General features: G+C 47.8%; 27 protein-coding genes. 20 read left to right on the top strand and 7 right to left on the bottom strand.

Features of this window, described 5'->3' with window-relative positions; genetic code table 11:
* Positions 1–25: 25 nt before the first annotated feature.
* Positions 26–949 carry a magnesium transporter CorA family protein gene (locus tag KNO68_RS00195; protein WP_214685814.1) on the bottom strand — a complete coding sequence of 308 codons (924 nt, stop codon included), beginning with the start codon at positions 947–949 and terminating at the stop codon, positions 26–28.
* An 81-nt stretch (positions 950–1,030) separates the two neighbouring features.
* Here KNO68_RS00195 and KNO68_RS00200 point away from each other — a divergent pair, with 81 nt between their 5' ends.
* On the top strand, positions 1,031–1,990 hold the full coding sequence (locus KNO68_RS00200) for an HD domain-containing protein (protein ID WP_051829364.1): 960 nt from the start codon (positions 1,031–1,033) through the stop codon (positions 1,988–1,990).
* A 51-nt stretch (positions 1,991–2,041) separates the two neighbouring features.
* Here the strand turns inward: KNO68_RS00200 and KNO68_RS00205 are convergent, their stop codons facing one another.
* A complete protein-coding gene (locus tag KNO68_RS00205) occupies positions 2,042–3,043 on the bottom strand; it encodes a peptidylprolyl isomerase (protein WP_015880931.1) in 1,002 nt (333 codons plus the stop codon).
* 153 nt (positions 3,044–3,196) lie between these two features.
* Between KNO68_RS00205 and KNO68_RS00210 the strand changes: the two genes are divergently transcribed.
* Positions 3,197–3,535 carry a DUF1878 family protein gene (locus KNO68_RS00210; protein WP_237708238.1) on the top strand — a complete coding sequence of 113 codons (339 nt, stop codon included), beginning with the start codon at positions 3,197–3,199 and terminating at the stop codon, positions 3,533–3,535.
* On the opposite strand, the gene KNO68_RS00215 is transcribed toward KNO68_RS00210, so the two are convergent.
* Together KNO68_RS00215 and KNO68_RS00220 are read right to left on the bottom strand one after the other, a co-directional pair.
* Positions 3,519–4,082: an HTH-type transcriptional regulator Hpr gene (locus KNO68_RS00215; protein WP_078146419.1), complete on the bottom strand. Its 564-nt coding sequence runs from the start codon at positions 4,080–4,082 to the stop codon at positions 3,519–3,521. The genes KNO68_RS00210 and KNO68_RS00215 overlap by 17 nt on opposite strands.
* Before the next feature lie 61 nt (positions 4,083–4,143).
* Complete coding sequence (locus KNO68_RS00220; RefSeq protein WP_015880934.1) at positions 4,144–4,500, bottom strand: hypothetical protein; 357 nt, start codon at positions 4,498–4,500, stop codon at positions 4,144–4,146.
* A gap of 168 nt (positions 4,501–4,668) precedes the next feature.
* On the opposite strand from KNO68_RS00220, the gene KNO68_RS00225 reads away from it, so the two are divergent.
* Positions 4,669–5,004, top strand: a complete 336-nt coding sequence (locus tag KNO68_RS00225; protein WP_078146420.1) for a hypothetical protein — start codon at positions 4,669–4,671, stop codon at positions 5,002–5,004.
* Positions 5,005–5,036: 32 nt separating this feature from the next.
* Here KNO68_RS00225 and KNO68_RS00230 read toward each other — a convergent pair whose 3' ends face one another.
* Positions 5,037–5,465: an HIT family protein gene (locus KNO68_RS00230; RefSeq protein ID WP_015880936.1), complete on the bottom strand. Its 429-nt coding sequence runs from the start codon at positions 5,463–5,465 to the stop codon at positions 5,037–5,039.
* Positions 5,466–5,594: 129 nt separating this feature from the next.
* On the opposite strand from KNO68_RS00230, the gene KNO68_RS00235 reads away from it, so the two are divergent.
* Entirely contained in the window at positions 5,595–6,644 is a 1,050-nt protein-coding gene (locus KNO68_RS00235) for a hypothetical protein (protein WP_214685818.1), read from the top strand.
* A 45-nt stretch (positions 6,645–6,689) separates the two neighbouring features.
* On the opposite strand, the gene KNO68_RS00240 is transcribed toward KNO68_RS00235, so the two are convergent.
* A complete protein-coding gene (locus KNO68_RS00240) occupies positions 6,690–6,941 on the bottom strand; it encodes a GlsB/YeaQ/YmgE family stress response membrane protein (protein ID WP_031421191.1) in 252 nt (83 codons plus the stop codon).
* 169 nt (positions 6,942–7,110) lie between these two features.
* Here KNO68_RS00240 and KNO68_RS00245 point away from each other — a divergent pair, with 169 nt between their 5' ends.
* Entirely contained in the window at positions 7,111–7,848 is a 738-nt protein-coding gene (locus KNO68_RS00245; protein WP_251024805.1) for an ABC transporter ATP-binding protein, read from the top strand.
* Positions 7,845–8,978 carry an ABC transporter permease gene (locus tag KNO68_RS00250; protein WP_215111893.1) on the top strand — a complete coding sequence of 378 codons (1,134 nt, stop codon included), beginning with the start codon at positions 7,845–7,847 and terminating at the stop codon, positions 8,976–8,978. Before KNO68_RS00245 ends, KNO68_RS00250 begins: the two co-directional genes overlap by 4 nt.
* Positions 8,979–9,022: 44 nt before the next feature.
* Here the strand turns inward: KNO68_RS00250 and KNO68_RS00255 are convergent, their stop codons facing one another.
* Entirely contained in the window at positions 9,023–10,327 is a 1,305-nt protein-coding gene (locus tag KNO68_RS00255) for an ammonium transporter (RefSeq protein WP_240499790.1), read from the bottom strand.
* A gap of 120 nt (positions 10,328–10,447) precedes the next feature.
* On the opposite strand from KNO68_RS00255, the gene KNO68_RS00260 reads away from it, so the two are divergent.
* The 14 genes from KNO68_RS00260 to KNO68_RS00325 all read left to right on the top strand — a co-directional run bounded on the left by KNO68_RS00260 (position 10,448) and on the right by KNO68_RS00325 (position 24,187).
* Positions 10,448–10,753 (top strand): MerR family transcriptional regulator, encoded by a 306-nt coding sequence (locus KNO68_RS00260; RefSeq protein WP_214872887.1) that lies wholly within the window; start codon positions 10,448–10,450, stop codon positions 10,751–10,753.
* A 116-nt stretch (positions 10,754–10,869) separates the two neighbouring features.
* The gene (hemE, locus tag KNO68_RS00265; RefSeq protein WP_015880943.1) at positions 10,870–11,919 is read left to right on the top strand and encodes a uroporphyrinogen decarboxylase; all 1,050 of its coding nucleotides are present in this window, start codon (positions 10,870–10,872) and stop codon (positions 11,917–11,919) included.
* Positions 11,916–12,845, top strand: a complete 930-nt coding sequence (hemH, locus tag KNO68_RS00270; protein WP_078146425.1) for a ferrochelatase — start codon at positions 11,916–11,918, stop codon at positions 12,843–12,845. The genes hemE and hemH overlap by 4 nt, the downstream gene beginning before the upstream one ends.
* Entirely contained in the window at positions 12,838–14,223 is a 1,386-nt protein-coding gene (gene hemG / locus KNO68_RS00275; protein ID WP_214775723.1) for a protoporphyrinogen oxidase, read from the top strand. Before hemH ends, hemG begins: the two co-directional genes overlap by 8 nt.
* An 87-nt stretch (positions 14,224–14,310) precedes the next feature.
* Complete coding sequence (locus KNO68_RS00280; protein WP_015880946.1) at positions 14,311–15,198, top strand: Cof-type HAD-IIB family hydrolase; 888 nt, start codon at positions 14,311–14,313, stop codon at positions 15,196–15,198.
* A 71-nt stretch (positions 15,199–15,269) separates the two neighbouring features.
* Entirely contained in the window at positions 15,270–16,259 is a 990-nt protein-coding gene (lplA, locus tag KNO68_RS00285) for a lipoate--protein ligase (protein ID WP_015880947.1), read from the top strand.
* Positions 16,260–16,405: 146 nt separating this feature from the next.
* Positions 16,406–16,879, top strand: a complete 474-nt coding sequence (locus KNO68_RS00290) for a PTS sugar transporter subunit IIA (protein WP_215111894.1) — start codon at positions 16,406–16,408, stop codon at positions 16,877–16,879.
* A 100-nt stretch (positions 16,880–16,979) separates the two neighbouring features.
* Positions 16,980–18,527: a fatty acid--CoA ligase family protein gene (locus KNO68_RS00295; RefSeq protein ID WP_215111895.1), complete on the top strand. Its 1,548-nt coding sequence runs from the start codon at positions 16,980–16,982 to the stop codon at positions 18,525–18,527.
* Between the two features lie 91 nt (positions 18,528–18,618).
* On the top strand, positions 18,619–18,921 hold the full coding sequence (locus KNO68_RS00300) for a metal-sensitive transcriptional regulator (protein ID WP_015880950.1): 303 nt from the start codon (positions 18,619–18,621) through the stop codon (positions 18,919–18,921).
* An 11-nt stretch (positions 18,922–18,932) separates the two neighbouring features.
* Positions 18,933–21,044: a heavy metal translocating P-type ATPase gene (locus tag KNO68_RS00305; RefSeq protein WP_078146432.1), complete on the top strand. Its 2,112-nt coding sequence runs from the start codon at positions 18,933–18,935 to the stop codon at positions 21,042–21,044.
* Positions 21,041–21,247: a copper chaperone CopZ gene (copZ, locus tag KNO68_RS00310; protein WP_074037662.1), complete on the top strand. Its 207-nt coding sequence runs from the start codon at positions 21,041–21,043 to the stop codon at positions 21,245–21,247. The genes KNO68_RS00305 and copZ overlap by 4 nt, the downstream gene beginning before the upstream one ends.
* Before the next feature lie 312 nt (positions 21,248–21,559).
* Positions 21,560–22,222, top strand: coding sequence for a response regulator transcription factor (locus KNO68_RS00315; protein WP_015880954.1), 663 nt, complete (start codon positions 21,560–21,562; stop codon positions 22,220–22,222).
* On the top strand, positions 22,222–23,589 hold the full coding sequence (locus KNO68_RS00320; RefSeq protein WP_235189242.1) for a sensor histidine kinase: 1,368 nt from the start codon (positions 22,222–22,224) through the stop codon (positions 23,587–23,589). Before KNO68_RS00315 ends, KNO68_RS00320 begins: the two co-directional genes overlap by 1 nt.
* A 127-nt stretch (positions 23,590–23,716) precedes the next feature.
* Positions 23,717–24,187, top strand: coding sequence for a competence protein ComK (locus tag KNO68_RS00325; protein WP_015880956.1), 471 nt, complete (start codon positions 23,717–23,719; stop codon positions 24,185–24,187).
* Positions 24,188–24,193: the final 6 nt, after the last annotated feature.

The raw sequence follows: 24,193 nt of genomic DNA on the forward strand, positions 1-24,193 counted from the left end.
TCTTGTGTGAATCACTTTTTTTTCATTATACCGAACTTTTGTTCGTTTTTTGAGAATTTTGTTTTGCCCGATGTTTCGTTGAAGTCGTTTGATTCGGAAACTGTAGCAATGAGCCAATCCAATTCTTCCGTTTCAGCCACACTTGGATGATGAGCGTGAAGAGAAGAATCATGAGCCAGGCGAATCCATATCCAAGCGGCCATTCCAGTTCAGGCATGTTTTTAAAGTTCATTCCCCAAACCGCACCGAATGCAACGACGGGAGTCGTCAGCGCGGTGAAGACGGTTAGCGCCTTCATGATTTCGTTCCCTCGGAAGTTTGACAGGGTGGAGGCGAGGTCTGTCATCGCAATCACGTCTTCTTGATAATGATTGATGAGTGTCAGCAATCGACTGACTCGATAATCGGCAAGTTGATACGACTTCAACTGCTGTAAATCGATCGTTAAAAAAGCCTCTCGTCCCGCCATGACAAGCTCCTTATATGGGGTGACCGTATCGGACCACCGTTCGATCTCACTGCGAAGACCAAAAATCTCATTCATGAACGTAGCGGGAACTTGTCCCGTCATTTCCCTTTGAGCGGCCATCAATCGTTCTTCAAATTCATCGATGCCATGAAAGTAGTTGTTCATCCGTTCGGCAAGCAACTCGTAAAACGCCTCGATCGGAGAATCACATTGTTTGGCAAGAACGGACTCATGGTGCAAATCATCAAAGCCGATTGTCCATAAAAAATCAGGCCCAATGAAGTAGTGTCCAATTTTTTGTGGCTCCCGTTCTAACTGTTCATAGTCGAGCGTGAGTGAACCATACATATATCCATTTTCGACGACAATCTTCGTCACATTCGAAGTCGTCAATTGTTCAAGCCAATACGTAGAGGCTTGGGCATATTGCTGATCAACATGCACATAATCTTCCGGTCGTGTATACCAATCCCATTCCATCATCCATTCCTCCAATTCACTATATTGATAGTATTCCCAAATTGTCAGGAATGTTGGCATCTGTCGCAAACTTTCGTTAAGATGAAGGTACTGAACAAGAGAGAGGTGCTTTCATTGACGACAAAAATCGGTCAGCTCAAAGTGGGCGACACGCTAGACCAATATGTCATGATCAAACAATCGTATAAGGGACTTGCCGGGAACGGAAAACCTTATTTAACATTAATCCTTTGCGACGAGAGTGGTGAAATCGAAACGAAATTATGGGATAGTGCCGATACTGAGAAGTATGCGACGAAAAAAATCGTCCATGCGGCCGGTGAAGTGATGGACTATCGCGGGCGCACCCAGTTGAAACTAAAACAAATTTCGATCATCGAGCAGGAAGTGGATATCGCACCGTACGTCCGCTCAGCTCCCATTCCGAAGTCAGAGCTCGAGACGACGATTCGTGGATTCATTACGTCACTTCAACACGATGAGATTCGCCGTCTTGTCGAGGAAGTCGTCAATCGTCACGAAGAGGCATACTTTACGTACCCGGCTGCCGTTCGACATCATCATGCGGTCTATTCAGGACTAGCATTTCATGTGATGTCGATGTTGAAGCTCGCGGATACGATGTGTGAACTGTATCCATCCTTGAATCGTGATCTTTTGATTGCAGGTGTCATTTTGCATGATTTAGCGAAAGTCATCGAATTGTCTGATGCGATTACGCCAGAATACACACTTGAAGGAAAATTACTCGGTCATTTGTCACTCATGGCATCGGAGCTTGAAGTCGTGTCACGGGAACTGGGAACGGACCGTGAAGTGACGACACTGTTGCAACATCTCGTCTTAAGCCATCACGGGAAGCCGGAATGGGGATCTGCGAATACGCCACAGTTGCCTGAAGCGGAGATGTTATTCTTTATTGATAACATTGATGCGCGCATGAATATGTTTGAAAAAGCGTATGAAGGGGTCGAGCCGGGGACATTCACGGAGCGTGTCATGGCACTCGATAACCGTGCCTTCTATCGCCCGAATCTATAACAGGTGACCAACGAAAAAGGGGTACTCCGTTGCTGGAGTGCCCCTTTTTGATTATTGTTCAGTTGATTCTGCTGCAGGTTCTTCTGAAGATTCGTCTGCGTTTTTAATCGCTTCTTTAACAGCGTCAAATTGTTGTTCTGCTTTTGCATCTTTTACGTCAACGTTGTATTTTTCAATCAACTCCGCGTAAATTTTGTTTGCATCGACAGAAGCTGATTTTTCAGCTGCCAATTCTTCACGAATGCGATCTTTCTCGTCTTCGAGTTTCAAATCTTTCTCTTTACGGTCTGTCACTTTGATGACATGGAAACCGAACTGAGATTGAACCGGCTCAGAGATTTTACCAACGACATCTTCTTTGAATGCATACTCTTCGAATTCAGGTACCATCGCGCCAGCAGAGAAGAAACCGAGTTCTCCACCTTTTTCACCTGAACCAGTATCCGTTGATTTTTCTTTCGCAAGTTCAGCGAAGTCTGCACCGTCATTCAACTCTTTGATGATGTCTTGTGCCTCTTCTTCAGTTTCAACGAGGATGTGGCTAGCTTCCACTTCCACGTTCTCTTTTGCGAACTGTGCTTCGATTTCTTCATCGGTCACATCGACAAGTTTCGATTTCGCAGCGTCAACGAGCATCTGTCCGCGAAGCGCTTCTTTGAACTCTTCCGTACCGCTCATGCCGGCTTGTTGAATCGCTTGTTCGAACTCTTCTTCTGAGTTGAACTGTTCTTCTGTCTTGCTGAACTCTTCGTCTACTTTTTCTTGGTCGACTTGGTCACCGTATTCTTTTTCAAGAAGTGCATTCATCGTCTCTTGGAATGCGAGTTGTGGCACCATGCGATCATAGCTCATATCCGCGATTTCACCGCGTGTGATTTCGCCGCCTTTATATGTGACGACTGCTGAATTATCTGACTCTCCGCCGCCTGCGTTCGTTGCCGCATACGTACCGCCAGCACCGATGATGAGTGCGATTGCAGATGCACCCACGAGTGCGCCAGTTGAGAATTTTTTATCTTGCTTTTTTGGTTCGTTCGTCATTCCGTTTGACATGTATTCCACCCCTAATAATTCTTTAAAGTTTCTAAGTCCGACTATATCACATTTTCCTAATCATGACAGCTGTTCTCTTGTCTGTACAGTATCATAGCACACAATCCTGTCGTATAATGATGAAATAGAATGTGAAATGATGGGGTGAGGGAAGTGTCACTAGAGGAGAAGGTCGAGCATTTAGCCTATCAGATGAAGATCTTACTCGAGATTGTCGATTGGACAGACCGTCCGTTCGAATATGAAGTGATTCGAGCGAATTTGACGAAACAAGAAGTCGAGTCATTTTATCAATTGCTTGAGGAGATTCGGGCGCAGCAAAACGAGCAATTGCGCTACGGATATACGTCCATAGAACCATTGCTCGTCCATTTTGCAGGTATGTTAGATGTGAGACTTGACGTCAAAACGATTCTTGAGGCATGCGTCCGACAAGGAATCGCATTAGATGTCACAGAACCACTTTATCGGCAGGTCAGGCTTCTTGACTGAGTTCATCCTCATCAGGGCGTCTGCCTGCCTCTTCTGTGATCATTTTTGACGTTTCCGCAAAGATATCCATAAAGTTATCCCCATACAAGCGACGTACGATAGCCGTCATATCTGTTAAGTCAGGGAACTTTCCATATAGTTCTTGAAGCGGAAGGGAAGCGTGGAATACGCCGTTTCCTTCTGGGTCGAATGCGTGAATCGTTTCGAGTAATAACGATTCGCCTTCAGGTGTCAATTGAACGTACGTGTTTCGTTTGTCCGTCTCTTTTTTAGAAAACGTAAGTAATCCACGATCTTCTAACTTCTTCGAGAAGTTGAAAGCAGTCGAGACGTGCATGACGCCATATTTCGCAATTTCTGAAATCGATGCACCGCCTAAAGCGTGGGCAATCCATAAGATGTGATGTTCATTGATATTTAAGTCGAACGGTTTGATCCAGTTTTGCCAGTCTTTTTCGACGGTTTTCCACAAAGCCTTACTCAATTGAATGATTTTGTGGCTATAGAGCATGGCCTCAGGGCCAGTGAATTCTTTTTCGTGTTCCATCTCGATCCATCCTTTCCGGATAAAAAGTCAAATGTAATCGACGGACGATGACCTCAAACACTCACTGTGTTTGATTGACGGTTTTGTCAGTCATAGCAGACTGTACGTTCGAGAGTTCCTGAAGGTTCCCTTGGATGCGCTCGACTGAAGGCTGAATGTCTTGTTGATAGCGTTCGACTTCGGCTTTCACTTGGTCAGTCAATTCTTTTCCTTGCAGTTTTCCTGCGGCGGCAACCTGCGATGCATGTTTCGCCACATTCCCAAATTGTTCTTTTAGCGTAGTGATTGTAGATGCTCGATGTTGTTGAGCAGCGGCATCATTTGCAGTTCCTCGCGCCAGTTTCTTCACCGTGGCGACTCCTAAAAATGCTAAAACAAAGCCGAAAGCAATCCAATCTCGACGTTGGCGACTCGACAATTCATTCCCCTCCTCAAGCTCGGATAATCAGAATTACATTCTTTTCATATTATTTTACCAAAAAAGAGTGATTAAAAACCTATATCGCAAATAAAATTTTTCAGAACATTCATTTTTGACCGAAAAATCATTTTATTTTAAAATACAGGTAAAGGAAGGTGATCCTCAGTGGAGAAAGCGAAGCGTTGGGTAGATGACATGCTTGACCTGTATCTCGCTGCGAAACGACTGGGAGATGACACTTGGGCCGAATCCATTATGAATACACTAGAGGCGGGATACGAGGCGTCGAAGCAAACGGAACAGGCACGTGAAGAATCGATGCGAGAAAAGCGGATGTTTGAAATAGATGCCCGTCTAACAGAATTACGAAAAGAATTTGAACAAGCGACATCTGTCAAGACGCGTCAACAGTTATATGAAGTGGCAATCAAGCTTCAGGTCGAGCGGGCGCAACTAGAAGAGGAACGAAAACGCCATCGTGACTCAATCAATCAATCATAAAAGAGACCCGTCGATGACGGGTCTCTTTCTGTTTATACGTGGGCATGAATATTTGATGCAAGGGTAGTGAGTTCTTCTGACGTGAAAGCGTCGTTTTGTGTAATCCACTTCGCACCGAATCCATCTTCGTGTCCAAAGCGCGGAATCAAATGGATATGGAAGTGATACACCGTTTGTCCGGCAACTTCCTCGGCATTCGATAAGACGTTCATTCCGATGGCACCCGTTTCACGTTGAATCGCTTTGGCGATGGTAGGGACGCGTTTGAAGACGTCTGCTGCCACGTCTTCTGGCAATTCATATACGTTTTTCGCATGATGTTTCGGGATGACGAGCGTATGTCCTTTCGTCACTTGAGAGAGGTCGAGGAAAGCGACGACCGCTTCGTCTTCATATACCCGATAAGATGGGATTTCTTGTTTCGCGATTTTACAAAAGATACAGGTCGGATCTGTGTGCATCTTCATTCCTCCATTCTTAAATGTCGTTTCTGTTCCATCATAACACGGAAGTTCGGGCGCAAGAACGATAGGAAGCGAGATGGATTCCCTCTATAATAGAAGATAAGTGAGAGCAAAGGAGGTGAGCACATGCCATATACGAGAAGTAGAAAAAAAGAACGGAGTCCGAAAGTCTTTCTGTTGATATCTAGTTTAACGATTTTAGTTGGAGCCATTGTTTTCTATATATATGCATACAAGCCGGCGGCAGAACAAGATAAAATTCACGTCGCGTTCAAAGAGGCCTTATTAGAAGAAGACCGTACCTTTTTTGAAGAAAAAGTCGAATATCTTGGAGAACCTTTATCGCGAGCGGAGGCTCTGCGATTCATGGGGTGGTTGAACGCTGAAAAGTCCATTCGAGGAGAGGCCATCGCAGAAGTTGCGAAAGACCGGGCCGACCGAACATCGGGAATGGAGGCGGACGGATTATTTCGTTTGATCGATACGGGGGAAGGGCGATATGGCTTTTCTGACTATCGGATTGAACTACTCCCACAACAAATTGATGTGACCTCGGACGTCCCATTGACGAATATTTGGATTGATGGGCAACAGGTAGGACGGATTGATGAAGCCGATGATACGTTATCGTTTGAACAGATGCCGGGACAATATGATGTCAAAGCGGTAGCGGTGACAAATGGAGAGACGGTCACGGAAACCGAAACGATTCAATTGATATCTTCTAAATCCATTGAGTATGCGCTTATGCCTGAATCGAACGAAGCCATTGCCGGACAATTTGATTTGAAGCGGGCTGAGTTGATTGAAATTGAAGTGGAGGCGCAAACGGGTCATTCACTCGAAACGGTCGATTCGTTAATTGGACAGTCGAGTCAGCAGGTTCAAGAAACGCTTGGTGAACCAGCTGGAAAGCGTGAAGGAAAATGGGACTATGAGCGATTGACTGTCACGTTTAAAGATGAGGAAGTGGAATCGATTCAGGTCGACCTCGATAAACGACCGGATGATTTGATTGCCCTCCTCGGTGAACCGAAAACGAAATCGGAACACCCGCTCGGAACAGAGTGGGATTACGGTCAATCGTTCTTCGAATCATTCTTTACGTTCTTTGGTCTTGAAACCGAAAAACAGTTTATCGAAAAGAACGACACGATGTATTTATTGATCCAATGAAAAAAGAGGGACATTCCGTAATGGAAGCCCCTCCGATACATAATCTTATTTTTTACGCATTGATTTCATAACGAATGATACAATCAAGATCAAAATAATCGCACCGATTAGAGCCGGGATAATCGCGATATCCGCAACGATTGGTCCGAAGTCACCAAAGATAAGTCCACCCAACCATGCACCGATAATCCCCGCGATGATGTTACCAATGATTCCACCTGGTACGTCCTTACCTAAAATCAATCCTGCTAACCAACCGATGATACCCCCGATAATCAAATAAAGAATAAACCCCATAAATCATTCTCCTTCCTCTGTTTTCCCATTGTTCTTTACAACGATTTTGTGGAACAATGGAAGTATTGATGTTTTATTTTAAAATGCCTTACAGTTCAGATTATTCCCATGTGACAACATTTAAAACATATACCACGAAAAAAAGATGAAAATGAAAGGTGTGGTTTTCATGCTGCACGTCGATCGATTGAACGGCGGATATTTCGGTAAACAAGTTTTGCATGACATTTCGTTTGAAGTAAAAAAAGGGGAACTCGTCGGGTTGATAGGGCTAAACGGAGCTGGAAAGTCGACGACAATCAAACACATTTTAGGATTATTGTCACCCCTCTCCGGAAAAATCGAAATTGATGGCGAAACATTAGATTCTTCCGAAAAGAATTATCGTAAGAAAGTGAGTTACATACCGGAGACACCGATTTTGTATGAAACGTTAACGTTGCAAGAACATATTGAATTGATGGGGAAGGCGTACGATGTGAATCCAGACGAGTTGGCTGCGCGAACGAAACGTTTGGCGAAAGAAATGCGGATGGAAAAGCAACTCGCCTGGTTCCCTTCCGTCTTTTCAAAAGGGATGCGTCAAAAAGCGATGATCTTGTGTGCGCTCGTGACGAAAACGCCGCTCTTGATTGTTGATGAACCATTTGTTGGTCTAGACCCACTAGCCATTCGTCAGTTGCTTCAATTATTTGATGAATATAAACAAGATTGCGCGATTTTAATGTCCACCCATATCCTTGAGACGGCGGAGCGGCACTGCGACCGATTCGTCTTCCTTCATCAAGGAGTCGTCATCGCGAGCGGAACAGCGGCCGAGTTGCGCAACGTGTATCGATTGTCGCCTGATGCGACACTTGATGATATATATGTAGAAGCAATCGCTTCGGAGGAACGGTCGTCATGAATCGATTTACAGCAAGGTTCGGAACCTGGATGGAAGAGGTCGTCAAGTACAGCCGCTACGTTGCGAACGGGGGACTGTTGTTCACGCTCTATTTCACCTTGATTTACGGGGCGTTCGTCTACAATAACTTCTTAGAACGAATCGATGGGACATTCCCAGGAACGTGGATTGCCGCGGGGGTCCTATTGCTCATGCCACTCGGTCATCGCCCGCGAACGTTCATTCAAGAGGCGGATCAAGTATTTTTGCTTCCGGAGTTAGGGGATATTCGTTCTTATATGGTGGGGGTACGTTTATTTAATCTCGTGTTTGCTGCATTGCGTGGATTGCTCGTCCTTCTCGTTTTACTACCGCTCCTCGTACGGACAGAGAGTTATACGAGTATCGAAGTGTTATCCGTCGTCGTGACGATGGTCATGTTGTCAGCTGCAGGTCGTTTGGCAAAAGTGGAAGGCGTACGTGAATGGACAATCCTACCGTTTGCGCTCGTGAGCGGCGCTTGTCTTTTAATGGATTGGACAGCGTGGGCATGGGTGCCCGCGTTCATGCCGTTCATTTTCTTACATGTGAAACGAAACGAGCGCATCCCACTCTTACACTGGTTGGTGCTTGAGGAGAAGAGTCGGGCTCAGTTTGAACGAGTGATCAGCTGGTTCGTCGATTTGCCGACCTTGAAAGAAGAGGTTCGAGAGCGCCGGGTGTTGACGCGGCTTCTAGAAAATCGGGTCCTACGGCGCGTAGATGCATCGCGTTACGTGTACGGACTTCGCATTCTCCGTTCGAACGACTCACTTGATTTGATTCTTCGCTTGACAGTGGTGGCGCTCATTGTCATGTGGATGTCGGGAGGATGGTACGTCGGATTGGTCACGCCGCTCTTCGTAGGCTTGACCGCGTTGCAGCTCGTTCCGTTATTTAAACGGTTAGAGGCGGTTTCCATCGTTTCCTGGCTTCCAATCACACGCGATGAGCGAATCGCAGGGTATTCGTGGTGGGCGATGCGACTGCTCGTCATCCAGTCCGTCGTTCTTGCGATTGCATCCATCGGTTTTGGTGCCACATGGGATGCGGCGGTCGGATTGGTCTTGTCTGTCATGGTCACACGCTATTACTTGAATCGATTGAAATAAAAAGAAGGACATCCCGCACAGGATGTCCTTCTCACGTGAGTAGATTATTTTTTAGGTGACATGACCGATACGCTCGAACCGAGAATCTTCGGGAGGCGTCCTGGTTTCTCAGTCGTTTCTTCGACTTCACCGTATGCCGATACACCATGTTCTGCGATGTCGAGGCCGACATCTTCTTGTTCTTCTGTGACACGGAGTCCGATTGTGACATCGAGAAGTTTCAAGAAGGCGTAACTTCCACCGCCGGCGATGACCATCGCGATCAACACACCGAGTGTCTGTACACCGAGCTGTGTCAATCCGCCACCGTAGAAGAGTCCGGCAGAACCGATCCCTGTGATCTCAACGAGTCGAGGCGATGCGAAGAAGCCGAGTGCGAGTGTTCCGATGATTCCAGCGACTCCGTGTACGGAGAAGGCGCAGAGCGGGTCATCCACATACTTCGCCATCAAGATGCTCGTTCCATATGTTGCAACCGATGCGAGTGCCCCAATGACGACGGCTGCCCACGGTTCGACGAACGCACATGCTGCCGTGATGGCGACGAGCGCCCCGAGTACTCCGTTGACGATTGTCGGGATATCTGCCGTCTTCCGATGGAGCATGACGATGGTCAGAGCACCGAGCGCACCAGCTGCTGTGGCGAGCATCGTTGTCAATGCGACGTAACCGAAGAATCCGTCAGCGACCGACATTGTCGAACCGGCGTTAAAGCCGAACCAGCAAAGCCAAAGGACGAGACCGCCCACGACTGTTAACACATGGTTATGACCAGCGAGTGATTCCGTTTTACGACGTGGTTTCAAAATGATTGTTGCCATGAGAGCCGCCATCCCACCTTGAAGGTGAACGACCGCCGAACCTGCGAAGTCTTGCATCCCCATTGATCCGAGCATTCCACCAGCCCATACTGAGCGAGCGACGATTGGATAGAGGATGGCAACGAAGAAGATACCGAACAGAACGTAGGCAGAAAGCTTAGCCCGTTCTGCAAATCCACCCCACGCGATGGCGAGAGAAACTGCAACGAATGATAACTGGAATAAGAACTTGATGTCGATTGAGACGTTCGCCCAGTCGAGGCTTGTGAACGATCCGCTTAAGAAGAATCCTTCTGTCCCAAACCAAGTTGTCCCGTCACCGAACGAGAGGCCGAACCCGACCGCCCAAAAAGCGAGTGCCGCCACAGAGAGGCTGATAATTTGTTTGACCGCGACGTGACCGGCGTTCTTCGCCCGAAGCGTCCCTGTCTCGAGTAATCCGAAACCTAATTGCATCGTCAATACGAGCAATGCAGCGATGAGTACATACAGCGTGTCCATATAATAGAGAATGTCTTCCATGTTCATGCCCTCCTTTTTCTTAGGTGCTTTCCAAAAGTTGACTTCAGTGTAAAACGAAAATTGCATGCTGGATTGCATTTTGTCAGATTATCTGACATAGTTTTTTTATTAAGGAGGCGAGGCTGAATGGACTACAAATCGAAGAAAGTGATCGGGATGGGTGTCGTGACTGAGTTGACGGGACTTTCAGAGCGCCAAATTCGGTATTATGAAGAAAAAGGTCTCGTCTTTCCGGAACGTACAAAAGGTGGTTCACGTAAATATTCTTTCCATGACGTGGAACGTTTAGTCGAAGTGGCGACCAAACTAGAAGATGGATGGCGAATTCAAGATATTAAAGAACGAGAACGACGATTGTCGACGAAACAGCGGGATGATTTGATTCGGGGTCAGTTGAATTCAGCCTTCCGAACATTTCCGACAAAAAAATGACACAAAGAAAACACAATGAAAATGCTTCACATTAGCATAATTCTAATTAATTTCTGTATAATGTTTTTGAGTTCACAAACACGAGAATAAAGAATGTAGGAGAAATTTAGAGGGGAATGACGCGACGTATGAACGATACTATTTTAAAAGCGTTTAAAGGAGAGGCGACAGACTATGTACCTGTGTGGTATATGCGCCAAGCCGGACGCTACCAACCGGAATATCGAGAGATTAAAAAGACGAGGTCACTATTCGAGATCACGCATGATCCTGAACTTTGTGCATATGTCACGGAACTTCCGGTGAAACAACTCGGAGTCGACGCGGCCATTCTATATAAGGACATTATGACGCCACTTCCGTCTATGGGAGTCGATGTCGAGATCAAGAGCGGGATTGGACCGGTCATCGACAATCCGTATCGAACGATGGAAGATGTGGAACGTTTGAAACCGTTAAACCCGGAAGATATCTCATACGTTTTTGACACGATTCGTCTACTACGGGAACGACTAGAAGTTCCGCTTATCGGCTTCTCAGGCGCACCGTTCACATTGGCGAGCTATATGATCGAAGGGGGACCGTCGCGGAACTACCATCGTACGAAAGCACTCATGTATGCAGAACCGGATGTATGGAATGCATTGATGGAAAAACTCGGCGACATGGTCATCACGTATGCGAAGGCGCAAGCGGATGCCGGCATTCAAGCGTTCCAATTGTTTGATTCGTGGGTCGGGACGCTCAGCCGCAAAGATTATGCACGTTACATCAAACCGACGACGGAGCGTATCTTTAAAGAACTACGTTCACTCGACATTCCACTCATCATGCATGGTGTCGGAGCGAGCCATCAAATCGAAGAATGGCACGACCTTCCACTTGATGTGGTCGGGCTTGACTGGCGCCTGTCGGTACAGGAAGCACGGGACCGTGGTATTACAAAGGCGGTTCAAGGAAATTTAGACCCGTCGTTCTTGTTAGCTCCATGGCCGGTCATCGAAGAGAAGGTTAAGGAAATTTTAGATGAAGGAATGAAACAGCCAGGATACGTCTTCAACTTGGGACATGGGGTGTTCCCTGAAGTCGACCCGGCCGTACTCGTCAAATTGACGGCATTCATTCACGACTACTCACGCGAAAAAATGGGAGGCAACGAATCATGAAAACAGTCGGACTACTTGTCATGGCGTACGGCACACCGTACAAACCAGAAGATATCGAGCGGTATTACACGCACATTCGCTACGGACGCAAACCGTCACCGGAAGCACTCCAAGATTTGACGGAACGTTACGAAGCGATTGGTGGTGTATCTCCACTCGCAAAAATCACAATCGATCAAGCGGAGACGCTTCGTGACATCTTGAACGAGCGTCATGTAGGTGAAATCGAGTTCAAACTGTATATCGGATTGAAGCATATCGAACCGTTCGTAGAAGACGCGGTCGCGCAAATGGCGAACGACGGCATCAAAGAGGCGGTATCGGTTGTCTTAGCACCTCATTACTCGTCATATAGCGTCAAATCATACAACGGACGTGCTCATGAAGAAGCAGCGAAGTATGGCATCGACATTCGTTCGGTAGAGTCGTGGTATGATGAGCCGAAGTTTATCAAATGGTGGGCGAATGCGATTAACGATACGTATGCGTCATTGCCTGTACCGGCTGAAAAGACATGTCTCATCGTTTCAGCGCATAGTCTTCCTGAGAAAATCTTGGCTGGTGGCGACCCGTATCCGGATCAGTTGAAAGAAACAGCTGATAAAATTGCCATTGAGACAGGCGTCCCGCATTATGAGATTGGTTGGCAGTCAGAAGGAAACACGCCGGACCCATGGATTGGACCAGATGTCCAAGATTTGACGGCTGAACTTTATGAAAAGCATGGCTACGAGGCGTTCGTCTATACGCCGGTCGGCTTTGTTGCAGACCATCTCGAAGTATTGTTCGATAACGACGTCGAGTGTAAAGTTGTCTGTGACCGCCTCGGTGTTCACTACGCACGTCCGGCTATGCCAAATGCAGAGCGAAGCTTCATCGAAGCCATCGCGGATCGAATGGAAAGCGTGATTGTGCATCATGCGTAAATTCACGATTGTCGGTGGTGGGATCACAGGTCTCACCGCCGCTTTTTATGCAGAGCGTTATTTGCCGGAAGACGTGACCATCACGTTGCTCGAGGCGACGGATCGCCTCGGAGGAAAGATTGATACGTATGAAACGGGCGAGTTTGCGGTGGAACGTGGTCCGGACTCGTATGTCTTTCGTAAGACTGCGATGACGGAATTGATTGAAGACGTCGGTTTAGGCGATGAACTCGTTCGCAATGGAGTCGGTCAAGCTTACGTTCTTCATCATGACGGGCTCCACCCGATTCCGAAACAGACGGTGATGGGGATCCCGCTCGACGTCAATGCGTTTCGTGAGACGACGTTGCTCTCGGAGGAAGAGCATGAGGACTTGAAGCAGATGTTGCTGTCCCCTCCAGATGTAAAAGCGCCAGACTCGGACGTCTCACTCGGCCTCTACCTTCGTGAGCGTGTCGGGGACCCAATCGTCGACCGATTGATTGAACCGTTACTCTCTGGTATCTATGCTGGAGACATCGATCAAATGAGTGCGATGTCGACATTCCCGCAGTTCATCGAGGGAGAAAAGAAATACGGCAACTTGTATGAAGGGATGCGACACTTACGACCGGAACAACGAGTCGCAGAAGTCGGAGCAAAGAAGGTCGGTCAGTTCGCTTCGTTGAAACGTGGACTCAAATCACTGACAGACCGCTTGGCAGAACGGTTGGAACGTACTGAAATCGTATTAAACTGTTCCGTCGAACAAGTATCCGAACGTGAGGACGGGTACCGTCTCTTCACGAGTCGCGGAGATATCGACACGGACCATCTCGTGTTGACGGTCCCACCGCGCCTCATTCGTCAGTTCCTCCCGAAAGTCGACAGTGACTTTTTGGCGGACATGAAGCCACATGCGACGGCCACATGCTCGCTTGTCTTCAAAGAAGAAGATATTGAGCTTCCGTTCGTCGGGACAGGGTTCGTGACGAGTCAAGAAGCGGATGTGACGATCACGGCATGTACGTTCATCGACCAGAAATGGCCGCATGCGGTGCCGGAAGGATATCACGTCCTTCGTGTCTTTTTAGGTCGTCCGGGGGCAGATGATATCGTCGAAGCATCCGATGAAGAAATCATCGAGACGGCATTACACGATCTCCGTGGCCTGATGCGCATTCATCGTGAACCGGTTCAAACCGTCGTTAGTCGACTCCGTGATGGACTGCCTCCTTATGCGGTCTTTCATGCGGACCGTGTCAAAGCACTCCGAGCCGAGATGAGCCGGGTATATCCAGGCGTCATTCTCGCCGGAATCGCCTATGACGGAATTGGGATGCCGGACTGTGTGAAGAGTATTCGGGAACAAGTGAAGGCATTGCGTGAAAAAAATTGAGATTTGATGAAGGGAGGGTTCGGATTGTTCCGCAACCCTCTCTTTTTGTTATAGTTAGAAGCGAAAGAGAAAAAGGAGTGATGGAAGATGGCAACGTATAAACTTTTTGTATCAGACATGGACGGTACGATTTTGCACAACCACACCAAAATCGCGGATGAGACAGCGGAGATCGTTCGTGAAGCAGAGGCGGCAGGAATTCGCTTTGCGATTGCGACGGGGCGCAACTATGTGAATGCGAAACAGATTTTAGACGAGGTCGGACTCTCTTGCCCAATCGTATCGTCGAATGGGGGACGCGTGCTCGACACGTCGGGAGAAGTCCTTCACGAAATCGATTTGACGATTGATGAGGCGCTTCAAGTCATCAATGTTCTTCATCAAGATGACAAGTATGCGGACGTCTTTTATGAAATGTACACAGAAGCGGGACTCGTAGCGAGCCGTGGCGACTTGATTGAAGCGTCGATGAAAAACTTGAAAGCGAATGGTGACGACCGCTCGCTCGAGATGTACGAATTCTTTAAGAATCGCTATTACGTCAATGAAGACGTCAAAATTGTTGATGACATCGAGGGCTTCATTCGTGAAGAAGCAGGACGTGTCTATAAGTTCATCGCGTTCTCAAGTCATCTCGAGAAGATGAACGGGCTTTGGAAAGAAATCGAAGACCAAGTCGAAGGAGTGTATGTCACGTCTTCAGGCAATGACAACATCGAAGTGATGGCACACGGTGCAGATAAAGGGAACGGTGTGACAAAACTTGCTGAACACTATGGCATCGATTTATCTGAAGTCGTCGTCATCGGGGATAACTTGAATGACGTGCCGATGTTCAAAGTGGCCGGAAAAGGAATTGCGATGGGCAATAGCCACGAAGACTTGATTGCCATCAGTGACCATGTCACCGAACGTCATGATGAGTATGGTGTGGCGAACGCATTGAAGCGCGTGATGACAGGTGAGTGGAAGTAAAAGATTTGTCGAGAACTCGACTCGTTTCGTATAATACGAGTAACGAACATCCGACTAGGAGGAAATAAACTGTGAAATTTATTTTTAATCCGGATATCCGCGACCCGAAGATTAACTTGGCGGTTGAAGAGTATATCCTTAAACATCTGAACGTCGATCATGAAGATTACTTCCTGTTCTATATTAACGGTCCATCCATCATCATCGGGAAGAACCAAAACACATCAGAAGAAGTCAACTTGAAGTACATCGAAGAGAATGGCATCGATGTCGTTCGACGTCTCTCTGGTGGGGGCGCCGTCTATCACGATGAAGGGAACTTGAACTTCAGCTTCATCACAAAAGACGATGGCAACTCGTTCAACAACTATAAGAAGTTCACACAACCGATCGTAGATGCGCTTCGTAACCTTGGTGTCGAGGCAGAGCTGACGGGTCGTAACGACATTCAGGTCGGTGAGCGTAAAATCAGCGGGAACGCCCAATTCACGACGCGTGGACGCATGTTCAGCCACGGGACGCTCATGTTCAACTCGAACATCGAAGAGGTCGTGAACTCGCTTAACGTCTCGGAAGAGAAAATGCGTTCAAAAGGAATCAAGTCCGTTCGTAGCCGTGTGGCGAACATCACTGAATTTTTAGAGCGTGAGATGGAGATGGAACATTTCGTCGAGGCGCTCCTCCATTCGATTTATGATGGAGAACAACCGGAACGCTATGTACTTCGTGACGAGGATTGGGAAATCGTCCATGATATCTCGAAAGAACGCTATGCGAACTGGGACTGGAACTTTGGGAAGTCACCGAAGTTCGACGTCGAGTCGAAACGTCGTTTCCCAATCGGAACAATCGATGTCCGCTTGAACGTCAACAAAGGGACGATCACAGAAGCGAAAATTTACGGAGATTTCTTTGGTGTCGGTGACATCCAAGACGTCGAGCAAGCGCTCGTTGGGACGCGTTTCGAACGTGCGGCCATCCGTGAGCAATTGATGCAACTCGATTTGAAACATTACTTCGGAAATGTCGAGCTCGAGGAATTAGTCGATTTGATTAGTTAAGTTAGTCATGGCGGTCTCTACGGAGGTCGCCTTTTTTGGCAGTTTCGTGAACGTTGATCATACGGATTGCGCCTCGATGGGAGAAGGCGTATCATAATTTGTGCAAGCGCTTTCGTAGCGGCTGATTAAAAATAGGAGGAATCACTATGTATCGAAGGCTCAGTGAATGGATGGACCCGAGTCGGATGTGGGTGACGGAACAATCAACGTTTGAACGTGCGATGATGGCGGTAGGTCTTGAATTGGAACGAAAAGGCATGGTCAGTTCTTCATTTACGCGAGTTGTTCTCGATCAAGAATCGATCATTCCTTCCGGGGTAAGTGATGTCGCTGTGCCAGTTGCGGTCATTGATGTTCCCATCTCTATAGCGAAACGAGACGGCATTTCCCTGCTTCACCTGTTGAATCCGTGTGAAGTAAAAACCATCACGGGAGAAATGATTCAAGCGAAAGCGATTTTATTGATTACGGCTACGAATGAATCGAAAAAACAGGGCTATCATAAACTGATTGATGATTTGCTCATGGATGATGAATCCCTTCAAGCGCTCGTACACGTGAAAAGTCGCGCCGGATTGTTCCACTTACAGGCGAATTTTTTGGAAGCGTTTTCTTATTGAAACATTTCATGTACAATAGAAGTAATTGAAAAGAGCGCGGACAACGTGCTCTTTTTTATGGCTCAAAAGTGAATCATCATTCATTTAAAGGGGGATTACCATGGCAAACTTAGTCAAGTCACTACAAGAAGTAGTGATGGCTCACCCGCAGAAAGCAGCGTATGTGTTTGGGGAAGACACGGTGAGTTACGGACAGTTTTATGGGCAAGTCAAGGCGATGGCGTCGACACTTGAGCAAAAAGGAATTGGACAAGGCGATCACGTCGCCCTCGTTCTCGGAAACAGTCCTGCGTTCCTGATTGCATATTTCGCTGTGTTGTCACGTGGAGGGGTCGTCATTCCGATCAACCCTACATACACGCCTGATGAAATGGCCTACATTCTGCTTGATGGGGATGTAAAAGGGATTGTTGGCTTATCACCGCTCGTCGCACAGGCGGAAGCGGCACTCACGAAGTTGCCTCACTTAAAACTCGTGATTTCCGTTCCATATGCCGATGTTCCGGCATTGAAGCGGGAAGGGACGATTGAATTCATCCCATTCGCAGAAGCGTTTGCTGAAACAGAAGGGACGTTCATCGAAGTGGACGAGGATGAAGTTGCCGTCATCCTTTATACGAGTGGGACGACCGGAAAACCGAAAGGGGCTCTGCTCACGCATCGAAACTTGTTCTCAAACGCACATTCGATCGGAGAGTATTTAGACATCACTCCAGAGGATAAGGCATTGGCGGCATTGCCGATGTTCCACGTGTTCTGTTTGACGGTCATCGTCAATGCACCACTCCTCCGAGGGGCGACGATTGTCATCTTACCGAAGTTCTCTCCACAAGATGTGTTCGATCTAGTACCGAAGCACCGTGTGACGTTATTTGCCGGAGTGCCGACGATGTACAATTTCTTGTTACAGACAGCAATGAAAGTACCGGCCTACACGTCTGCGTTGAAGCATGTCCGTGTGTTCGTCTCAGGAGGAGCAAGCTTACCAGTTCAATTGCTCGAGTCATTTGAGCAGATGTTTGAGTGCAAGATTCTTGAAGGATACGGTCTGTCGGAGGCGTCACCGGTCACCTGCTTCAACCCGCTCCATGGCGAGCGTAAAGCAGGGTCAATCGGCCCTTCCATCGTTCATGTCGAAAATAAAGTCGTCGACGAGCTTGGGGAAGAAGTCGGCGTCGGTAAAGTCGGAGAGTTGATTGTACGAGGACCGAACGTCATGAAAGGGTATTACAAATTACCGGAAGAAACGATGATGACACTTCGGGACGGATGGCTCTATACGGGCGATTTGGCTCGACGTGACGAGGATGGTTACTTCTATATCGTCGACCGGAAAAAGGATATGGTCATCGTCGGGGGATATAACGTATACCCTCGTGAGGTAGAGGAAGTATTGTATCAACATCCGGATATCGTCGAAGCTGCCGTCATCGGTGTACCGGATGCGGAGCAAGGAGAAGCGGTGAAGGCATTCGTTGTCACGAAACATGACGGTGTCACGAAAGAAGAGATCCGTGCATATACACAAACAAAGTTAGCGAAATATAAGCAGCCGACTTATATTGAGATTATCGAGGAACTTCCGCGAAACACGACTGGAAAGATTTTACGAACGGTCTTGAAGAGCGAAGCGTTTCAAAATAGTTGAGTAGAGAGGGGCGACTACGAGTCGTTCCTTTTTTATCTTTTCGTTTGACACTGTTAGGGGGTAGGGGTATATTAGTGGTGAGGTGATCAACATGGATGAATTTATGCATGACCAACCACTCGTTCCGCGTGATGATGCCGAACGGGAGGCACTCGGGAAACGTCTAAAACGAATCGAAGGACAAGTCCGAGGGATTCAAAAAATGGTCGAGAACGACCGCTATTGTGTCGATATTTTGACTCAGACGTCAGCCATTCAGGCCGCTCTGAAGCAAGTCGAGATGCAACTGTTAGAGCGTCATATGCGCAAGTGTTTGGTTCACGCAAGCGAGACGGAAAACATGGAACCTTACATTGATGAGTTGATGACGATCGTCAGCCGCATCAAAAAATAAGGAGGGATGTCATGAAAACCGTTGAGTTATCCATACAAGGAATGACCTGTGCGGCTTGTTCGGCACGAATTGAAAAAGTATTGAATAAGATGGACGGAGTGGAAGCGACGGTCAACCTTCCGCTTGAGACGGCGACCATTCGTGTCGATGAAGGCATTACAGAAGAAGAGCTGATTGCGCGGATTGAGAAAATCGGATACGGGGCCGAGCCGAAAGTAGAGATGGCGCCGCCGCATGACTTACGTCCATTACAGCGGAAGGTCATCATCTCTGCACTGTTGTCGGCCCCATTACTCCTCGTCATGTTGACGCATATCCCGGGACTCGGATTTCATGCACCATGGCTGATGAACCCATGGTGGCAATTCGCCTTAGCGACCCCCGTTCAGTTTTGGATTGGGGCGCAGTTTTATCAAGGGGCATATAAGAGCTTGAAGAGCGGTTCGGCGAACATGGACGTGCTCGTCGCGACGGGGACATCGGCCGCATACTTCTATTCCATTTTTGAAATGATTGTGCACCCGATGAATCCACATCTCTATTTTGAGACGAGTGCCGTCCTCATCACGCTCGTCTTACTTGGGAAGTGGTTAGAAGGACGAGCGAAAGAGAAGACGACCGATGCGTTGAAATCACTCTTGTCGCTTCAGGCGAAAGAAGCCATCCTGTTCGTTGATGGTGAAGAACGGTCTGTCGCTGTCGAACTCGTCAAAGTAGGAGACGTCCTCGTCGTGCGTCCGGGAGAGAAAATTCCGGTCGATGGACGGATCATTGAGGGAGAGACAGTCATCGATGAATCGATGTTGACAGGAGAATCGATTCCAGCGGAGAAGACGGTCGACGCCGAAGTCGTCGGCGGAACGATCAATCAGTCCCATCGTATTCTCATGCGTGCGGAACGAGTCGGGAAAGAGACGATGCTCGCTCAAATCGTACGTGTCGTCGAACAGGCACAAACGGATAAGGCGCCGATTCAACGTCAGGCTGACCGCATCTCGGGTGTCTTCGTGCCGATTGTCGTAGCCATCAGTGCCCTCACATTCGCGGTCTGGGCATTCCTATTAAATGATATCGATACGGCCATTCGGGCATCGATTGCCGTACTTGTCATCGCCTGTCCGTGTGCCCTCGGTTTGGCAACTCCGACATCGATCATGGTCGGAACGGGACGAGCGGCAGAACAAGGTGTGTTGTTCAAAGGTGGGGGACAACTCGAATCACTCAATGAATCAAACATCGTTGTTTTTGATAAGACAGGGACATTGACGAACGGGACACCGGAAGTGGTGGAAACGTTCGGAGATGAAGCGATGCTCCGCCGTGCCGTCATGGCAGAACGGCAATCGACGCATCCTTTGGCAGCTGCCATCGGTCGGGAAGTCGGCGACGGTGTCGTGACGAAAGTGGAAGAGTTAGCCGGAAGAGGAGTCAAAGCGGTCGTTGATGGGAAAGAACTCATCATCGGCTCTGTTCGAATGATGGAAGAGCTCGGATACAACTTGCCAGATTGGTCGATGGGGGCGATGACCCCGGTCTACGTTGCGGATGAGAGCGGGATTGTCGCAGCGTTCGGGCTACAAGATCAATTGAAACCGAAAAGTCGTGAAGTCGTGCAAGCGCTTAGTCAAACGCGTGACGTGTACGTCTTGACGGGTGATCGGAAGGAAGTCGCCTACGCGATTGCCGACGAACTTGGCATCCCTCATCATCAAGTGATTGCCGAAGTCCTTCCGGTTGAAAAGGCGGACCAAATCGAACGCTTAAAACAATCCGGTCGCGTTGCCATGGTAGGGGACGGCATGAACGATGCCCCGGCACTTGCGGTGGCGGACGTTGGGATCGCATTCGGGAGCGGTACGGATGTCGCACTCGAGGCGGCAGATGTTACAATTGTAGGGCAAGACATTGAAGGCGTGAGTCGAGCGATGAATATGAGTCGTTTGACGATGAAGAACATTCGTCAAAACTTGTTCTGGGCCCTTGCCTATAATAGTCTTGGTATCCCGGTCGCTGCAGCAGGGTTACTTGCCCCATGGATTGCTGGAGCAGCGATGGCGTTCAGTTCGGTGTCTGTCGTCTTGAACGCATTACGATTAAAAACACAAGGAGGATCATCATCATGAAAGAAACAACGTTAACCGTAGAAGGTATGACATGTAATCATTGCAAAGCTGCCGTCGAGGGGGCATTGAATGAATTGAACGGTGTCGAATCAGCGACGGTATCGCTTCAAGAGCATCGAGTCGACGTGATCCATCAAGATTCTGTCTCACTTGAGACGATGGTGGAGGCAGTCGAGGAACAAGGATATGACGTAAAAGCATAATCATGGTAAGTCCCGAGTGAAATCGGGACTTTTTTTTGTGGTATTCAATGAATAGGATGTGTGCTATATTTAAGTTGATAATGAGAATCGGTATCAACGGGAGGCGGACATCATGGAAATGATCATGATCAGTGGAGTGTTGGCGATGATTAGTGGGGGCGCGGCATTTTTGACGCAACAGTTACGAACAAATTCAGTACGCTGAAGAAGGTGCGATTTCGTTGCCTTCTTTTTTCTTTGACTTCATTTCTTTCCCATCATTTCACGACAATTGTTTGATATGATGAGAAAAAACGTGTTGAGGTGACTTGAATGTATACAATCTACTTAGTCGACGATGAAGCAAACTTAAATAAAATGCTCGTCACGTATCTAGAACAGGAAGGATACAACGTTCGCTCATTTGCGGATGGGACATCTGCACAAGAAGCGATTCCAGATCAACCGGATTTGTGGGTGCTCGATATCATGTTGCCAGACCTGGATGGCTTTCAATTGTTGAAACAAATCAAAGCCGTCAATGCGAATACGCCGACGATTTTCATCTCGGCGCGCGATGAGGATATCGACAAAATCATCGGACTCGAGATGGGTTCGGATGACTACATCGCCAAACCGTTCCTTCCAAGGGAACTTGTCATCCGTGTCAAAAAATTGATTGATCGTGTCTACGGTTCGAAGTCGAACGAGCATATCGAATACGGAGAGTACACGATTTATCCGGATAAACGTCTGATCAAGCACGGAGATGAAGAGATCGATTTGACTTCGAAAGAATTTGATTTACTGCTACTCTTCCTTGAACATCCGGGCTCCGCGTTGTCGCGTGAGCAAATTTTAGAAGGTGTTTGGGGGAATGATTATTTCGGATCGGACCGCGTCGTCGATGACTTGGTGCGTCGTGTCCGAAAGAAATTGCATCGCCTTGAGCTCGAAACGCTTTACGGTATCGGCTACCGTCTCGTCAGACCATGATGGACGCGCTTAAACCGAAACGTCTCATGTGGAAGATTTGGGTGCTCATCTTACTCATCATCGTGACGCTTGCGCTCATGATCTTGATTACGGTCCGTTCATCCATCACCCAGTTCATCGATGAACAAGTGTATGAGACGTTACGAGATGTGGACTATTATTTAGGGAACACGAATGAGTTAGAGAACTATCCCCAAAACCCGATTGAGTATGACCGACGCCAACAGGAGTCCCGTTCGGTCAACCAATTGATCTTTCTCCCGAACGGACGGATCATCTACGGATCGGCCCCGCTTGAATTGACGAACCGCATGTATCAGGAAGCGTTAAATCAAAGTGGTCAGGTCGAGCGGTATCAGACGACAATTGATGGGGAAGACGTCTATTACATCATTCGTCAAAATGAGTACGATGGAACGATTGTGTATCAGGCCTCCTACGCTTGGGATGCCTATCGTCGTGAGTTGGTGTCGACATTATACTGGCGAATCTCGATTCTGATTGGCATCATCAGCCTCTTGTCACTGATTCCAGCTTTATTGATGTCGCGTCAACTGACGAAACCGATTGTGGAGATGGAACGGGCCGTTGAGAAGATTTCGAATCGACAGTGGGAGACCGCTTTACCATTAGATCGTCAAGATGAACTCGGTCAGTTGGCCCATTCGATTGATGCCATGCGTAAGGAATTAAAAGAGCAGGATTTGGCACAACAAGCGTTGCTTCAAAACATATCGCATGACTTAAAGACACCGATCATGGTCATTCGAGGATATGCCCAATCGATTGGGGACGGTATTTATCCGACAGGAGACTTGAAAGGTTCTGCCGAGGTCATTGATGAGGAAGCGTCTCGACTCGAAAAGAAAGTCGTCGATTTGTTGTACGTCACAAAACTTGAATATTTCAAGGGACAGGAAATGAAACTTGAACCAATTAATCTCGACAAGTTGATGGAACTGCTCGTCGCGCGCTTCAAACTTAGAGGCCAGCTCGATTGGGAAATCAATGGCGAAGGCGGCGAGATGCTTGGAGACGGGGAACAGATCCGGGTCGCATTTGAGAACGTGCTCGACAATGCACTCCGTTACGCGGAATCTTGCATTCGCATCGACCTCCACCAAGATGACGCTGGCGTTGAAATCACCATCTTTAACGACGGACCGCCAGTTGATGAGAGTCTAGACTTGTTCCACCAATTCTCTCGAGGGAAGCAAGGGAAGTTCGGACTCGGTCTGTTCATCGTGCAGCGAATTGTGACACTTCACACAGGGGAAGTGTCTCTACGAAATACAGGAGACGGAACAGCAGTGCGATTTTACTTTCCCCGACTCAAGTCGAACCAACCTTTAAATTCGAATGCTTGATTTTCAAAACCAGCCAGGAAACGGCTGGTTTTTTCATGGGAAATAGACAAAAGCCGATTTGCGAGGCGCATCGAATCCTGGTATGAATGACATGTAAGTCATTACATACGTTATGGGGGATGAAAAGATGAGCAGATTGACCAATGAAACGAGAGCTTTAATTCCTGTATTTAACGAGTTTGGCGAAGCGGAAACACTTGTGTATCAACCAGAAGGCGTCATGCGAGTAAAAGGGTCGCCAATCGACTTATTAGAACACGCGTGTCTATACTACGGGTCGAGCATTCAAGGTCGAATCGAGGCAGCGCGACACGTCCTCGGACCACATCGAAAGACACCGGTCGTCATGGATTGGCATGCGGATGCCGTCTTCTTTCCGACGATTGCCAAAGAAAGTCCAGATTGTGCGTGGATCAACTTTCAACACGTGACGGCCATCAAGAAAGACGGAAAAGAGACTCTCATTCAGTTTTTGACGGGGGAATCGGTCAAGGTTCACGTATCTGATCATACCGTGTCGAGACAAAAACAACGGTCAATCGAATTATCGTACGCTTTTCAAAAACGTTTCCATGACAGCACATTGCAACACGCTTAAGGATTG

Origin of the sequence: Exiguobacterium sp. s75, assembly GCF_018617145.1 — a bacterium.
In the GTDB taxonomy this organism is placed as follows: domain Bacteria; phylum Bacillota; class Bacilli; order Exiguobacteriales; family Exiguobacteriaceae; genus Exiguobacterium; species Exiguobacterium profundum.

Coding starts and splice junctions, on each gene's coding strand:
- KNO68_RS00305 (WP_078146432.1), top strand. CDS start 18,933: ATGAAAACCGTTGAGTTATCCATACAAGGAATGACCTGTGCGGCTTGT.
- KNO68_RS00300 (WP_015880950.1), top strand. CDS start 18,619: ATGGATGAATTTATGCATGACCAACCACTCGTTCCGCGTGATGATGCC.
- KNO68_RS00280 (WP_015880946.1), top strand. CDS start 14,311: ATGGCAACGTATAAACTTTTTGTATCAGACATGGACGGTACGATTTTG.
- KNO68_RS00245 (WP_251024805.1), top strand. CDS start 7,111: ATGCTGCACGTCGATCGATTGAACGGCGGATATTTCGGTAAACAAGTT.
- hemH (WP_078146425.1), top strand. CDS start 11,916: ATGAAAACAGTCGGACTACTTGTCATGGCGTACGGCACACCGTACAAA.
- KNO68_RS00205 (WP_015880931.1), bottom strand. CDS start 3,043: ATGTCAAACGGAATGACGAACGAACCAAAAAAGCAAGATAAAAAATTC.
- hemE (WP_015880943.1), top strand. CDS start 10,870: ATGACGCGACGTATGAACGATACTATTTTAAAAGCGTTTAAAGGAGAG.
- KNO68_RS00325 (WP_015880956.1), top strand. CDS start 23,717: ATGAGCAGATTGACCAATGAAACGAGAGCTTTAATTCCTGTATTTAAC.
- KNO68_RS00255 (WP_240499790.1), bottom strand. CDS start 10,327: ATGAACATGGAAGACATTCTCTATTATATGGACACGCTGTATGTACTC.
- hemG (WP_214775723.1), top strand. CDS start 12,838: ATGCGTAAATTCACGATTGTCGGTGGTGGGATCACAGGTCTCACCGCC.
- KNO68_RS00290 (WP_215111894.1), top strand. CDS start 16,406: ATGTATCGAAGGCTCAGTGAATGGATGGACCCGAGTCGGATGTGGGTG.
- KNO68_RS00200 (WP_051829364.1), top strand. CDS start 1,031: ATGAAGGTACTGAACAAGAGAGAGGTGCTTTCATTGACGACAAAAATC.
- KNO68_RS00320 (WP_235189242.1), top strand. CDS start 22,222: ATGGACGCGCTTAAACCGAAACGTCTCATGTGGAAGATTTGGGTGCTC.
- KNO68_RS00260 (WP_214872887.1), top strand. CDS start 10,448: ATGGACTACAAATCGAAGAAAGTGATCGGGATGGGTGTCGTGACTGAG.
- copZ (WP_074037662.1), top strand. CDS start 21,041: ATGAAAGAAACAACGTTAACCGTAGAAGGTATGACATGTAATCATTGC.
- KNO68_RS00240 (WP_031421191.1), bottom strand. CDS start 6,941: ATGGGGTTTATTCTTTATTTGATTATCGGGGGTATCATCGGTTGGTTA.
- KNO68_RS00250 (WP_215111893.1), top strand. CDS start 7,845: ATGAATCGATTTACAGCAAGGTTCGGAACCTGGATGGAAGAGGTCGTC.
- KNO68_RS00315 (WP_015880954.1), top strand. CDS start 21,560: ATGTATACAATCTACTTAGTCGACGATGAAGCAAACTTAAATAAAATG.
- KNO68_RS00230 (WP_015880936.1), bottom strand. CDS start 5,465: ATGCACACAGATCCGACCTGTATCTTTTGTAAAATCGCGAAACAAGAA.
- KNO68_RS00195 (WP_214685814.1), bottom strand. CDS start 949: ATGGAATGGGATTGGTATACACGACCGGAAGATTATGTGCATGTTGAT.
- KNO68_RS00295 (WP_215111895.1), top strand. CDS start 16,980: ATGGCAAACTTAGTCAAGTCACTACAAGAAGTAGTGATGGCTCACCCG.
- KNO68_RS00235 (WP_214685818.1), top strand. CDS start 5,595: ATGCCATATACGAGAAGTAGAAAAAAAGAACGGAGTCCGAAAGTCTTT.
- KNO68_RS00215 (WP_078146419.1), bottom strand. CDS start 4,082: ATGGAACACGAAAAAGAATTCACTGGCCCTGAGGCCATGCTCTATAGC.